Annotated in this window: 15 protein-coding genes; 12 read left to right on the top strand and 3 right to left on the bottom strand. The window is 41.7% G+C overall.

Features of this window, described 5'->3' with window-relative positions; all coding sequences use genetic code 11:
- Positions 1-82: 82 nt before the first annotated feature.
- The 4 genes from rfbA to rfbB all read left to right on the top strand — a co-directional run bounded on the left by rfbA (position 83) and on the right by rfbB (position 3,264).
- A complete protein-coding gene (rfbA, locus tag G575_RS0101120; RefSeq protein WP_027971095.1) occupies positions 83-952 on the top strand; it encodes a glucose-1-phosphate thymidylyltransferase RfbA in 870 nt (289 codons plus the stop codon).
- Positions 952-1,545 carry a dTDP-4-dehydrorhamnose 3,5-epimerase family protein gene (locus G575_RS0101115; protein WP_027971094.1) on the top strand — a complete coding sequence of 198 codons (594 nt, stop codon included), beginning with the start codon at positions 952-954 and terminating at the stop codon, positions 1,543-1,545. The genes rfbA and G575_RS0101115 overlap by 1 nt, the downstream gene beginning before the upstream one ends.
- Positions 1,545-2,030, top strand: coding sequence for a phosphoribosylanthranilate isomerase (locus G575_RS0101110; protein WP_027971093.1), 486 nt, complete (start codon positions 1,545-1,547; stop codon positions 2,028-2,030). Before G575_RS0101115 ends, G575_RS0101110 begins: the two co-directional genes overlap by 1 nt.
- A gap of 187 nt (positions 2,031-2,217) precedes the next feature.
- Entirely contained in the window at positions 2,218-3,264 is a 1,047-nt protein-coding gene (gene rfbB, locus G575_RS0101105; RefSeq protein WP_002939751.1) for a dTDP-glucose 4,6-dehydratase, read from the top strand.
- A 199-nt stretch (positions 3,265-3,463) separates the two neighbouring features.
- Here rfbB and birA read toward each other — a convergent pair whose 3' ends face one another.
- On the bottom strand, positions 3,464-4,399 hold the full coding sequence (gene birA, locus G575_RS0101100; RefSeq protein WP_027971092.1) for a bifunctional biotin--[acetyl-CoA-carboxylase] ligase/biotin operon repressor BirA: 936 nt from the start codon (positions 4,397-4,399) through the stop codon (positions 3,464-3,466).
- Positions 4,400-4,752: 353 nt separating this feature from the next.
- On the opposite strand from birA, the gene metK reads away from it, so the two are divergent.
- The 6 genes from metK to G575_RS10890 all read left to right on the top strand — a co-directional run bounded on the left by metK (position 4,753) and on the right by G575_RS10890 (position 9,957).
- The gene (gene metK / locus G575_RS0101095; RefSeq protein WP_027971091.1) at positions 4,753-5,943 is read left to right on the top strand and encodes a methionine adenosyltransferase; all 1,191 of its coding nucleotides are present in this window, start codon (positions 4,753-4,755) and stop codon (positions 5,941-5,943) included.
- Between the two features lie 123 nt (positions 5,944-6,066).
- Positions 6,067-7,278 (top strand): serine/threonine transporter SstT, encoded by a 1,212-nt coding sequence (sstT, locus tag G575_RS0101090; protein WP_027971090.1) that lies wholly within the window; start codon positions 6,067-6,069, stop codon positions 7,276-7,278.
- 138 nt (positions 7,279-7,416) lie between these two features.
- Positions 7,417-8,352 carry an HPr(Ser) kinase/phosphatase gene (gene hprK, locus G575_RS0101085; RefSeq protein ID WP_027971089.1) on the top strand — a complete coding sequence of 312 codons (936 nt, stop codon included), beginning with the start codon at positions 7,417-7,419 and terminating at the stop codon, positions 8,350-8,352.
- Positions 8,345-9,127 carry a prolipoprotein diacylglyceryl transferase gene (gene lgt, locus G575_RS0101080; RefSeq protein ID WP_027971088.1) on the top strand — a complete coding sequence of 261 codons (783 nt, stop codon included), beginning with the start codon at positions 8,345-8,347 and terminating at the stop codon, positions 9,125-9,127. The genes hprK and lgt overlap by 8 nt, the downstream gene beginning before the upstream one ends.
- Before the next feature lie 8 nt (positions 9,128-9,135).
- Positions 9,136-9,546 carry a DUF948 domain-containing protein gene (locus G575_RS0101075; protein ID WP_027971087.1) on the top strand — a complete coding sequence of 137 codons (411 nt, stop codon included), beginning with the start codon at positions 9,136-9,138 and terminating at the stop codon, positions 9,544-9,546.
- A gap of 3 nt (positions 9,547-9,549) precedes the next feature.
- A complete protein-coding gene (locus G575_RS10890; protein WP_037622415.1) occupies positions 9,550-9,957 on the top strand; it encodes a YtxH domain-containing protein in 408 nt (135 codons plus the stop codon).
- Positions 9,958-10,015: 58 nt separating this feature from the next.
- Here G575_RS10890 and G575_RS10885 read toward each other — a convergent pair whose 3' ends face one another.
- On the bottom strand, positions 10,016-10,294 hold the full coding sequence (locus G575_RS10885) for a DUF3270 family protein (RefSeq protein WP_037622414.1): 279 nt from the start codon (positions 10,292-10,294) through the stop codon (positions 10,016-10,018).
- Between the two features lie 161 nt (positions 10,295-10,455).
- On the opposite strand from G575_RS10885, the gene G575_RS0101060 reads away from it, so the two are divergent.
- Entirely contained in the window at positions 10,456-11,385 is a 930-nt protein-coding gene (locus G575_RS0101060) for a peptidase U32 family protein (RefSeq protein ID WP_027971086.1), read from the top strand.
- Positions 11,386-11,561: 176 nt separating this feature from the next.
- The gene (locus G575_RS0101055) at positions 11,562-12,848 is read left to right on the top strand and encodes a peptidase U32 family protein (RefSeq protein WP_027971085.1); all 1,287 of its coding nucleotides are present in this window, start codon (positions 11,562-11,564) and stop codon (positions 12,846-12,848) included.
- A gap of 37 nt (positions 12,849-12,885) precedes the next feature.
- Here the strand turns inward: G575_RS0101055 and G575_RS0101050 are convergent, their stop codons facing one another.
- Entirely contained in the window at positions 12,886-13,536 is a 651-nt protein-coding gene (locus tag G575_RS0101050; RefSeq protein ID WP_027971084.1) for a phosphatase PAP2 family protein, read from the bottom strand.
- Positions 13,537-13,547: the final 11 nt, after the last annotated feature.

The following is a 13,547-nucleotide window of genomic DNA, read 5'->3' as shown; positions in this document are numbered from 1 at the left end:
TTAGCTCCCTTTTTCAAATGACACTAATGTTTAAACATGGTATAATAGACTTAATAAATTTTTGATTAAAAGGTGTCATAACATGAAAGGTATTATTCTTGCAGGTGGGTCTGGAACTCGCCTTTATCCACTGACTCGTGCGGCGTCAAAACAGTTGATGCCAATCTATGATAAGCCAATGATTTACTATCCACTGTCAACCTTGATGTTGGCTGGGATTAAAGAAATCTTGATTATCTCAACTCCTCAGGATCTTCCTCGTTTCAAGGATATGCTGGGAGACGGTTCAGAGCTTGGTATCACCTTGTCATACGCTGAGCAACCAAGTCCAGACGGCTTGGCACAAGCCTTTATCATCGGCGAAGAGTTTATCGGTGATGATAATGTAGCCTTGATTTTGGGCGACAACATCTATCATGGAAATGGTTTGACCAAGATGTTGCAACGGGCTGCTAGCAAAGAAAAAGGTGCGACTGTCTTTGGTTACCAAGTAAAAGACCCAGAACGCTTTGGTGTTGTCGAGTTTGACGCCGACATGAACGCGATTTCTATCGAAGAAAAACCAGAAGAGCCAAAATCAAACTTTGCGGTTACTGGTCTATATTTCTATGACAATGATGTTGTAGAGATTGCCAAAAACATCAAGCCATCACCTCGTGGTGAGCTGGAAATCACAGATGTCAACAAGGCTTACTTGGACCGTGGTGACTTGTCTGTGGAACTTATGGGTCGTGGCTTTGCTTGGTTGGATACAGGTACGCATGAAAGCCTTTTGGAAGCTGCGCAGTACATCGAAACCGTTCAACGTTTGCAAAACGTTCAAGTAGCTAACTTGGAAGAAATTGCCTACCGCATGGGTTACATTACAAAAGAACAAGTGCATGAATTGGCACAGCCTCTTAAGAAAAACGAATACGGACAATACTTGCTCCGTTTGATTGGAGAAGCCTAATGACTGAACAATTTTTTGATAAAGAGCTAGCTTGTCGTCCTGTTGAAGCCATTCCAGGAATGTTAGAATTCGACATTCCTGTTCATGGCGACAACCGTGGCTGGTTTAAGGAGAACTTCCAAAAGGAAAAAATGCTTCCGCTCGGCTTCCCTGAAAGTTTCTTTGCAGAAGGAAAATTGCAAAATAATGTTTCCTTCTCTCGCAAAAACGTTCTTCGTGGTCTTCACGCAGAGCCTTGGGATAAATACATTTCAGTAGTAGACGGCGGTAAGGTTTTGGGAACTTGGGTCGATCTTCGTGAAGGCGAAACCTTCGGCAATACCTACCAAACCGTTATCGATGCTTCAAAAGGTATCTTTGTCCCACGTGGCGTTGCCAATGGTTTCCAAGTTTTGTCAGATTTCGTGGCTTACAGCTACTTGGTCAACGACTACTGGGCTTTGGAACTCAAGCCTAAGTATGCCTTCGTCAACTATGCTGACCCTAGCCTCGACATCAAGTGGGAAAACCTCGAAGAAGCGGAAGTTTCAGAAGCAGATAAAAATCACCCACTCCTCAAAGACATTAAGCCTTTGAGAAAAGAGGACCTCTAATGTTTCAAGCCTTTTTGGAAATAGCAGAGCAGTTAAACAAGCTAGGAATCACTCCCTTGTTAATGGGCTCAGTTGGTTTGGAAAGGCGAACAGGTAGGGACTGGCAGGCAGGAGATTTAGATATTCATGTCCCAAGTGATCCACGTGGCTGGGAAGCCCCAGACGACGAACGGATTTATCGTGCAGATGAGCTGATAGCCATAATGAACCAACTAGGCTATGTCCTGGTTGACCGTCACGAACATGAATTTCATAAAGACGGCCTGTCTGTTGAATTTGGAGGTCTACATTCACTGCCTGAATTTGCTGGTGTAGAGCTAGAAGATTTGGAAGAACTAGAAACAGCAGGTGTTCGTTACTATCTACCGACACTTGAACAGTACCTGAAAATCTATCAAGCCTCCTCTAAAGATTCCTACCGTGCAGAAAACAATAATCAAAAAGACTTTGCCAAGATTGCTTACTTGGAAGAAATCTTGAAGTAAAGAAAGCGAGCATAGTGAGCCGCTCCGTGTGTCATCGCCGTAGTGAGAAGCTCCTTTGCTTTGCTAAGGAGCGGGGGGAACCATGAGACCTTAGGCTCATGGTTTAGTAATGAAACACCTTGGTGGTTGCTTACGACCCCACTACCTAAGATGACACACAAAAAAGAAAAAATTTTCGGAGAAAAAAATGTCTCAATTTAAAAATATTATCGTAACTGGTGGAGCTGGTTTCATCGGTTCAAACTTCGTACACTATGTTTATAACAATCATCCAGATGTTCACGTAACTGTTTTGGATAAACTTACTTATGCAGGAAACAAGGCTAACTTGGAAGCTATTCTTGGTGACCGTGTTGAGCTGGTTGTTGGCGATATTGCAGATGCTGAATTGGTTGACAAATTGGCAGCTAAGGCAGATGCCATCGTTCACTATGCGGCAGAAAGCCACAACGACAACTCCCTCAACGATCCAAGCCCATTCATCCATACCAACTTTATCGGTACTTACACCTTGCTTGAAGCGGCTCGTAAATACGATATCCGTTTCCACCATGTATCGACTGATGAAGTTTATGGTGACCTTCCTTTGCGTGAAGACTTGCCAGGTCATGGCGAAGGTCCAGGTGAGAAATTCACTGCAGAAACTAACTACAACCCATCATCACCATACTCATCAACCAAGGCTGCTTCAGACTTGATTGTCAAAGCATGGGTGCGTTCATTTGGTGTTAAAGCGACTATTTCTAACTGTTCAAACAACTACGGTCCATACCAACACATCGAGAAATTCATCCCACGCCAAATCACCAACATCTTGGCAGGAATCAAACCAAAATTGTATGGTGAAGGTAAAAACGTCCGTGACTGGATTCATACCAACGACCACTCGACTGGTGTTTGGGCAATCTTGACAAAAGGCCGTATGGGTGAAACTTACCTAATTGGTGCTGACGGTGAGAAGAACAACAAAGAAGTGCTTGAATTGATCCTTGAAAAAATGGGTCAACCAAAAGACGCTTACGACCACGTGACTGACCGTGCAGGACACGATTTACGCTATGCTATTGACGCAAGCAAACTTCGTGATGAGCTTGGCTGGACACCACAGTTTACCAACTTCTCTGAAGGTTTGGAAGAAACTATCCAATGGTACACAGACAACCAAGACTGGTGGAAGGCTGAAAAAGAAGCTGTTGAAGCCAACTACGCGAAGACGCAAGAAGTGATTAAATAGGATTTGAAAAACCTTGTCCAATCAACCTTTGTTGATAGAGGCAAGGTCTTTTTTTTTATATTTGGAGGATAGCATTTGTTACACAGATATGAAGATAAAGGGCTTGTGAAAAAAAACGTAACACAGAGCCACTCCATTAAAAACAGCTTGATGCTACGATTTTTTGCTACTATGAAGTAAAGGTTAAGGTGTTGTCGCATTACCAAGAGCTTAGACTGACTTCTCCGCTGGAAATTTCCATCAGTCCGCCACTATCCAGTTCTACGATCAAACCACCACTTGGAGTGATATCCTGAGCAGTGCCGGCGTAGTCTTGACCATTTTGACTAAAGGTCACATGTCTGTCTAATACCAAAGATTTATCACAGTAAACCTTGTAGAGATCTTTTTCAGAGACTGTTGAGAAAATGTGCCACATTTCACTGATAAGGTCTGTTCGTGTAATGGTTGGTTGACTGTCTGAAAATAAGCTACCGACTTTGTGCTTAAGATCATAAGGAATGTTCTGCAATTGAAAGTTTATGCCCACACCGATGATGACATCTGTGATAGTCCCTGTTTCGATAGAAGAGACTGCCTCAGTCAAAATGCCTGCAATCTTTTTACCATTAAGATAGATATCATTAACCCATTTGATATCACAATCAAGCCCTGTTAGGCGGTGAATAGCCCTTACAAGAGCTGATGCTGTCATCAGAGTATAGGTAGGCAAACTATCAAAAGAGAGGTTAGGTTTGATGTGGAGGCTCATGTAAATGCCTCCGTTTTTTTCAGTAAAGAAGGAACGATTCATCCGTCCTCTGGCTGCTGTTTGCTGTTCAGCCAGATAGAGTCTAGGAGATGATAGCCCCTCATCCATCCCCTTTTTAGCATCCAGTTGAGTCGATACACTGCTAGGGACAAAAGTAACAGGAAGTCCAGTTCTCTCAGTAATCTTTTTAGGGAGAAGAAGATCGCCTGAAAGCCATTTGATGCTATCTTTTGTTACCTCAAAAGAAAGTCCTTTTTCCTCTAGGATTTTAATTGTAGGTAAAATAGCAGAGCTAGGTATCTCTAAGGCGTCTGCAATCTCAGCTTGACTGAGCGCTTCTGAAGAATGGTAGAGTCGTTCAAATATTTTTTCTTGTAACATCATAAGTCTAGTATATTATAAAAGCGCTTTTTTCGGTAGTGAAAACCTTATCATTTAGTCAGATAGATTTAGTTGGTAAATTCCGCTAAATTATGCTAAAATAGTGAGGTTATTAAGTCCCGATAAGACGACTAAAAGGAAAACAAATCTTCTTAAGCGTAGGGCCTTAGGAAGTGATTTGTGAATGATAGTCGGTTCTTTGTAACTTTTTAACTAGCTAAGAAACGGAATATTAAAGCGATTCAGAAATGATGGTCAGTTATTAAGAGTTTGGAAGATTGCTTTTCTGATTTTTCTAGATGGCTCAATATCACCTTCTTAGCAACACACTTTATATTAAAAGGGGGACATTTTTTATGTCAGAACGTAAACTTTTCACGTCTGAGTCTGTTTCGGAGGGGCATCCGGATAAGATTGCAGACCAGATTTCAGATGCTATTTTAGATGCTATTCTAGCAGAAGATCCAGATGCTCACGTTGCTGCAGAAACAGTCGTTTATACAGGATCGGTTCATGTTTTCGGTGAGATTTCAACGACAGCTTATGTCGATATTAATAAAGTAGTTCGTGATACCATTGCAGAAATTGGTTACAATAAGGCTGAATATGGCTTTGAAGCTCATTCTGTTGGTGTTCATCCATCCTTAATCGAACAGTCTGCCGATATCGCTCAAGGGGTTAATGAGGCGCTCGAAGTGCGTGAAGGTGAGGCAGATGAGCTTAGCCTTATCGGTGCGGGAGATCAGGGGCTGATGTTTGGTTTTGCCATTGATGAAACGCCAGAATTTATGCCGCTTCCGATCTCTCTTTCTCACAAGTTGGTTAGAAGATTGGCAGAGCTTCGTAAATCAGGAGCTATCAGCTACCTACGCCCTGATGCTAAATCACAAGTGACTGTTGAATATGATGAAAATGATCAACCCATTCGTGTTGATACCGTCGTGATCTCGACCCAGCATGATCCAGAAGCCACAAATGAACAAATCCGAGAGGATGTCATTTACCAAGTGATTAAGGCAGTTATTCCAGCTGACTATCTTGATGAGAAGACTAAATTCTTTATCAATCCAACAGGACGCTTTGTTATCGGTGGCCCTCAAGGTGATTCAGGTCTTACAGGGCGTAAGATTATCGTTGATACTTATGGTGGTTATTCACGTCACGGTGGTGGTGCTTTTTCTGGTAAGGATGCAACAAAGGTTGACCGTTCAGCTTCCTATGCGGCGCGTTACATTGCCAAAAATATCGTGGCAGCAGGTTTGGCTAAAAAAGCAGAAGTTCAGCTAGCTTATGCTATCGGTGTTGCTCATCCGGTTTCGGTACGTATTGATACTTTTGGAACTGCTATTGTTTCAGAGGCTGCTTTGGAAAAGGCGGTACGTGATCATTTTGACCTCCGTCCAGCAGGAATCATTAAGATGCTTGATCTTAAGCGCCCGATTTATAAACAAACGGCAGCCTATGGTCACATGGGACGTACAGATATTGACTTACCATGGGAAAAACTAGATAAGGTTGAACAGCTCAAAGCATCTGTTAATCTCTAAAAAGATAGGCTAGAAGATTCTAGCCTTTTATGATTTCCTTAGAAAGATTAAAAATATTCAAATTCTTGCAAGTTTAAGATGATTTTGGTATAATATATTGAATATTTATAAAGAGGTAATGGAATGACTAATCTAGTGTCACTTTGGAAACGAATGGATTTGATTCGGAAAATTGGGATTGGAGTCCTGTTGGGCATTTTCTTAGGGATGGTCTTGCCACAAGCTCAAGCCATTGCATTATTGGGGACTCTTTTTGTAGGGGCCTTGAAAGCTATTGCCCCTCTTTTGGTGCTGACTCTAGTAGCACACGCCTTGTCCCAAACGCAAGCAGGGCAAAAGACCAATATGAAGATGGTCATATTGCTTTACATTTTGGGAACCTTTGCAGCTGCTTTGGTAGCAGTAGTGGCTAGTTTTCTCTTTCCGATAACGGTTATTTTATCGGACACCACTTCAGCTACAGATGTTCAACCTCCACAGGGAGTTGTTGAAATTTTTCAAGGATTATTATTAAATATAGTTGATAATCCAATCAATGCTTTAGCCAAGGCAAACTATATTGGAGTGCTGACATGGGCTGCGGTATTTGGCATTGCCTTTCGTCATGCAACAGATCACACTAAGGATTTGCTTCAATCGGCTGCTGAAGTAACGTCAAAAGTTGTAGCTTGGATCATTAGTTTTGCGCCTTTTGGTATTTTGGGATTGGTTTATGAAACAATTTCAAATAATGGCTTAGGTGCACTGAAGGATTACGGTATTTTATTGCTGGTTCTTGTAGGCAGTATGCTCTTTGTAGCTTTGGTGGTTAACCCTCTCATTGCCTTTATTGTGATGAAGAAAAACCCCTATCCTCTAGTCTTTGAATGCTTAAGAGTCAGCGGTTTAACAGCTTTCTTTACGAGAAGCTCTGCTGCCAATATTCCTGTTAACATGCAGCTCTGTGAAAAACTAGGTTTGGATCCAGATACCTACTCTGTCTCTATTCCTTTAGGAGCTACGGTAAATATGGCTGGTGCAGCAATTACCATCAATATTTTGACCATGGCTGCAGTACATACTTTAGGGATTAGTGTTGATTTTAGCTCTGCTATTCTGTTATCTGTAGTGGCTGCTCTGTCGGCTGCAGGAGCATCTGGTGTGGCTGGTGGCTCCCTTCTTTTGATCCCTGTGGCTTGTAGCCTCTTTGGTATCCCAAATGATATTGCCATGCAAGTGGTAGGAGTTGGCTTTGTTGTCGGTATTATCCAAGACTCCTGTGAGACAGCGCTTAATTCATCAACAGATGTTCTCTTTACAGCAGTAGCTGAAAAATCCGCTTGGAAAAAATCGTAAGTGACTAAGGCTAGTGTGGACTAGCCTTTTTGCTGTTAGGGAGATTTTCAGAAAGTGATTTTGCTATTTTCCAAAATTCATAAAACATGTTATAATTAAAAGATAAGAAGCAAAGCGCTTACTTTGGAAAGGAAAGATATGGCACTTACCGTAAAAATGTTGGTTGACAAGGTCAAACTAGAAGTGGTTTATGGGACAGACGACTTATTAGGAAAGCTTATCACAACGTCTGATATTTCACGTCCTGGTCTTGAAATGACAGGTTATTTTGATTATTATTCGCCCGAACGTATCCAACTGTTAGGCATGAAAGAATGGTCATATTTGACCAGTATGACAACTAATAATCGCTATGCCGTACTAAGCGAGATGTTTAGACCAGAGACGCCAGCTGTTATCGTGGCTCGTGGCTTGGATATTCCAGAAGAGATGCTTAGAGCAGCTACGGAAAAGAGCATCGCAGTCCTCAGGGCACGAACAGCAACAAGTAGTCTTGCTGGGGAAATGTCTTGGTATATCAATGCACAACTAGCTGAGAGAACCAGTGTTCATGGTGTTCTTATGGACATCTATGGTATGGGGGTACTGATTCAAGGAGATTCTGGGATTGGTAAGAGTGAAACAGGTTTAGAACTTGTGAAACGTGGGCACCGTTTAGTGGCAGATGATCGTGTAGATGTTTATGCTAAAGATGAGGAGACACTGTGGGGAGAACCAGCAGAAATTCTGCGTCATTTGCTTGAAATTCGTGGTGTCGGCATTATTGACATCATGAGCCTTTATGGCGCTAGTGCTGTTAAGGCATCTTCTCAAATCTCTTTAGCGGTCTATTTGGAGAATTTTGAGACGGGCAAGGTCTTTGATCGTTTGGGGAACGGCAATGAAGAAATTGAGTTTTCCGGCGTTAAAATTCCGCGTGTGCGCATTCCTGTTAAGACGGGACGTAACGTGTCAGTTGTCATTGAAGCTGCAGCGATGAACTACCGTGCGAGACTGATGGGATTTGATGCTACCAAGACTTTTGAAGATCGCTTAACAGCTCTTATCAGCAAGAATGGAGAGGCTAATGATTGATCCTATTGCTATAAAAATTGGGCCTCTATCTATTCACTGGTATGCTATATTGATTGTCACAGGTGTCTTGTTAGCCGTTTATTTGGCCATCAAAGAAGGGGTTCGTAAAAACATTTCTGAAGATGATATCACCGATTTTATCCTGATTGCCTTTCCTTTAGCCATTTTAGGTGCTAGGCTCTATTACGTGATTTTTCAGTGGTCTTACTATAGCAAGCACTTGAATGAGATTTTTGCCATTTGGAATGGCGGTTTAGCCATTTATGGAGGATTGATTGCAGGTGTTTTAGTCCTATTTGCCTTTTCTTACTATCGCATGATTAAGCCCTTGGACTTTCTAGATATTGCAGTTCCAGGCGTAATGATTGCACAAAGTATAGGGCGCTGGGGTAATTTCGTTAATCAAGAAGCTTATGGAAAAGCAGTCGAGAGTTTGCCCTATTTGCCAGAGGTGATCAGAAAGCAAATGTATATTGATGGGGCTTATCGGGTGCCGACTTTTCTCTATGAGAGCCTGTGGAACCTGCTTGGTTTTATCATTATTCTCTTCTTACGGCGTCGACCAAATTTTCTAAAGCAGGGCGAAATAACAGCATTCTATCTGATTTGGTATGGCTGTGGACGTTTTGTTATTGAAGGCATGCGCACAGATAGTTTGATGCTGGCAGGTTTAAGGGTGTCCCAATGGTTGAGCGCAGGCCTAGTGATTACAGGGATTATCTTTATTCTTTATCGTCGCCGTCAGGCGCATGTTCCCTATTATCAAATAAAGTGAGGTAAAATATGGACTTAGGTGGAATTGCACTATTGATTATTGCGGTAGCTTTTGCTGTGCTGGTGATTTTCTTAGTGTTCTTTATTAAAAAATTAACGGAAACAGTTGATGAAACAAAGCAAACCATCAAATTACTGACAAGCGATGTTAATGTGACTCTCTACCAGACAAATGAAATTTTGGCCAAAGCCAATATCTTGGTAGGAAATATTAATGGCAAAGTAGCAACGATTGATCCTTTGTTTGACGCTATTGCGGATTTATCAGTTAGTGTTTCTGATTTGAATACACAAGCACGTCAGCTGACTGTGAAGGCTAGTAAAGGTGCCTCAACGGCTGCCAATGTGAGCAAAGCCGCTTTTGCAGCTCGTATGGTATCAAAAATTTTTGCTAAAAAAGACAAACATTCGGAGGAATAAAGGATGGGAAAATTTCTTAAAACAGTAGTTGTGGCTGCAGCAACAGGAGCAGCGACAGCCTATTTCCTTGGCACTGAAAAAGGAAAACAGCTAGCAGCCCAAGCTAAGGCTGGTATCGATGACTATAAGGAAAATCGTGAGGCCTATCATCAGGCAGCTAAAGAAAAAGTTGCCGAGTATAAAGAATTAGCGACAACAACCTATACTGACTATAAAGAAAAATGGGAAGATGGTCAGTTCAAGACAGATAGCATTGGTCAAGCTGTTAAAGCAGCTGTTAGCCAAGTCAAAGATAAGGTCAATCAGTTGACAGAGTCTTCAACTCAAAGTCAAGAAAAAGCTGAATTACCAAAAGAAGACACCCTCCAAGAAGACATTATTATTGATTTAACTGAGGAAGATGCTTTATAAAAAATAAATCCGCTCAAATAGAGCGGATTATTTGTATAAAAAAACTAATCCCGAGAGATTAGCGTCTAAGTAGTTCAAAAAGAAAAGTCAATGTGATGAGACTAACCCCACCTAGTCCTAAAGCCAGAGGAAAGGCAAAAAAGCTAGGAACATTGTTTGAAAGAAGGATAAAGCACATGAGCACTGTTGAAATGGCAAAAACAACAATCCTTGCAATGGCAATTACATCTTGCAGCTGAGCTTTGTTATTAACTGGTGCTTGATACTCTTGAAATTTAGGCTGCGCATTGACGTTTAGTTGTTCAGTTTCTTGCTCTCTTCGCAAAGGTGTAACCATGTTTTTCCTCCTTTCTCTTGACATTTATCTGCAGAGCAAATGACACTATTATTATCATAGCATAAAATTAATGAATAGTTTGTTACAATACGGTTACACTTGTTTCACCGGGCTTCACAAATAACTAGGCAAACGGTTTGTTTTTTGATAAAATAAATGTTATGAAAAAAATTGTTATTACTGCAACAGCGGAAAGTGTTGAACAAGCTCAAGCCCTTATAGATATTGGGGTTGACCGTATTTACATAGGTGAGATGGCCTATGGCCTTCGCTTGCCTAAAAATTTATCTTTTTCTCAGATGCGAAAAATCGCTGCTTTGGCACATGAAAAGGGGAGAGAAGTTACTGTAGCGGTCAATGCACTCATGCATCAAGCGATGATGGATGCTTTGCCAGAATATCTTGATTTCTTAGAAGAAATCAAGGCAGACTATATTACAGTTGGAGATGCAGGTGTCTTCTACATTTGCAAACGTGATCATCGACCATTTAAGACGATTTACGATGCTTCAACTATGGTCACTTCGAGTCGCCAAATCAATTTCTGGGGGAAAACAGCAGGTGCATCTGAAGCTGTTTTAGCGCGTGAGATTCCGTCTGCCGAACTTTTTGTCATGGGAGAAAAGCTTGAGATTCCAGGTGAAGTTCTGGTTTATGGAGCAAGCATTATTCACCACTCTAAGCGCCCACTTTTACAGAACTACTATAATTTTATCAAGACCGAAGAACGAGTTGGTAAGGAACGCGATCTTTTCTTGGCGGAACCAAGTGATGAAACGTCTCACTATTCGGTCTATGAGGATAATCACGGAACGCATATCTTTGCTAACAATGATCTAGATATGATGACTAAGCTCTTGGAATTGCAAGAGCACGGCTTTTGCAATTGGAAACTGGATGGTGTTTACTGCCCAGGGGATAATTTTGTCAAAATTGCAGACTATTTTGTCAAAGCGCGAGATTTGATGATGGAAGGGAAGTTTACTCAATCTCAAGCTTTTCTGTTTGATGAGGAAATCCGTAAATTACACCCGAAAAATCGTGGTCTTGATACAGGTTTTTATGAGTATGAGCCTGACCGCGTAAAATAGGGACGTTAGCAAAAGGAGAGATTTTCTTATTTCAAGGCCTTTTGCCACTTATGTCTGGAGTTTGGAAGTATCAAAAATAAGTAGGGGCTCCTTAGAAGGCTGTTGTTGTCCCTTAGGATACTTCTTTTCGAAATAACATTAGAGATTATCTTACTATCTTGAAAATAGGAGAAAACATGTCACAAATAAAACGTCGTCCTGAGGTGCTGGCACCTGCAGGAACACTGGAAAAGTTAAAAGTTGCTGTTGATTACGGTGCAGATGCCGTCTTTGTCGGTGGACAAGCCTATGGTTTGCGTAGTCGTGCGGGGAATTTTACCATGGAAGAGATGCGTGAAGGCATTGAGTATTCACATGCTCGTGGTGCTAAAGTCTACGTAGCTGCTAATATGGTTACCCATGAAGGAAATGAAGTGGGAGCAGGAGCATGGTTCCGTGAGCTTAGGGATATGGGCCTTGATGCTGTCATTGTATCGGATCCCGCTTTGATTGAAATTTGTGCGACAGAAGCACCCGGCCTTGAAATTCACCTTTCTACCCAAGCATCTGCTACCAATGTAGAGACCTTTCATTTCTGGAAGGAGTATGGCTTGACACGTGTAGTATTGGCACGTGAAGTTTCTATGGAAGAATTAGCAGAGATTCGCCGACGGACAGATCTTGAAATTGAGGCCTTTGTTCACGGTGCGATGTGTATTTCATATTCTGGACGCTGTACCCTATCCAATCACATGTCTGATCGCGATGCCAATCGAGGTGGGTGTTCCCAGTCTTGCCGCTGGAAATACGATCTTTATGACATGCCATTTGGGCAAGAGCGTAAAAGTATTGCAGGAGAGATACCAGAAGCCTTCTCAATGTCAGCTGTTGACATGTCGATGATTGATCATATTCCAGATATGATTGAAAATGGCGTTGACAGTCTTAAAATCGAAGGTCGGATGAAGTCAATTCACTATGTGTCTACTGTGGCTAATTGTTATAAGGCTGCTGTTGATGCTTATATGGAGAGTCCTGAAAAGTTTGAAGCTATCAAGCAAGACTTGGTAGATGAAATGTGGAAGGTTGCCCAGCGTGAATTGGCTACTGGTTTTTACTATGCAACCCCAAGTGAGAATGAGCAGCTGTTTGGTGCGCGTCGTAAGATTCCTCAATACAAATTCGTTGGAGAAGTGGTTGCCTTTAATAAAGCCAATATGACAGCAACGATTCGTCAGCGGAACGTTATTATGGAGGGGGATCGTGTCGAATTTTATGGCCCTGGTTTCCGTCATTTTGAATGCTTTATTGAAGATCTTCATGACGATAAGGGGAATAAAATTGATCGTGCACCGAATCCGATGGAGCTTTTAACCATTAGAGTGCCACAAGTCGTTCAGCCTGGAGATATGATTCGCGCTTGTAAGGAAGGCCTTATTAACCTTTATCAAGAAGATGGCTCTACAAAAACAGTTCGTGCCTGATGAACAGTCAATTGAAAAAAGTGGCGGAAGTTTTCCGTCACTTTTGTTTATTTTGGAAACGCCATTCAAAACGTTTTTGGTCGTAAAATGGAAAAATGGCATTGAGCACACCATAGCCTAGAACAAATCCAGCAATAACATCTGTTGGATAGTGAACCCCTAGATAAATTCGGGAAAGGCCAATCAATAAGATGATTGAGGCGAGTAGACTCTGTATCAGAAGAGCAGAAGCTCTATGCTTAATCCTTTGACCGATGATGATAATAAGACTACCTAGAATCATCATAGATCCCATGGAGTGTCCACTAGGGAAGGAGAAGCCATCCGCATGAACGAGGTGGCTAATACTAGGCCTAGGACGGCCATAGAGGTATTTGAGACTGCTAATTGCAAGAGCGGCCGTCATACCAGAGATAAGGAGAAAAATCCCTTCACTATAGTACTTTTTATACAGTAAGAAAGCGACAGCCACCATGAGAATGATGATTTGACTAGAGGTATTACCAATGATAGTAATAGCCTTGAAGAATTGTGTTGCAAAGCTAGGGAGTTGACCTCTAATGATTGTCTGAATCGGTGTGTCAAAGATTTCCAGATGTTGAGGGTAAAATGCGACCACGTAACCTAGAAAGACAAAGATTAAAATGGCAAAACTAGCTCTTAAAAAATAAGTTTGTTTTTGTTTCATAGCAATACTAT

This window comes from Streptococcus plurextorum DSM 22810, from assembly GCF_000423745.1.
Taxonomy (GTDB): domain Bacteria; phylum Bacillota; class Bacilli; order Lactobacillales; family Streptococcaceae; genus Streptococcus; species Streptococcus plurextorum.
This window is presented reverse-complemented; position numbering and strand designations above follow the sequence as displayed.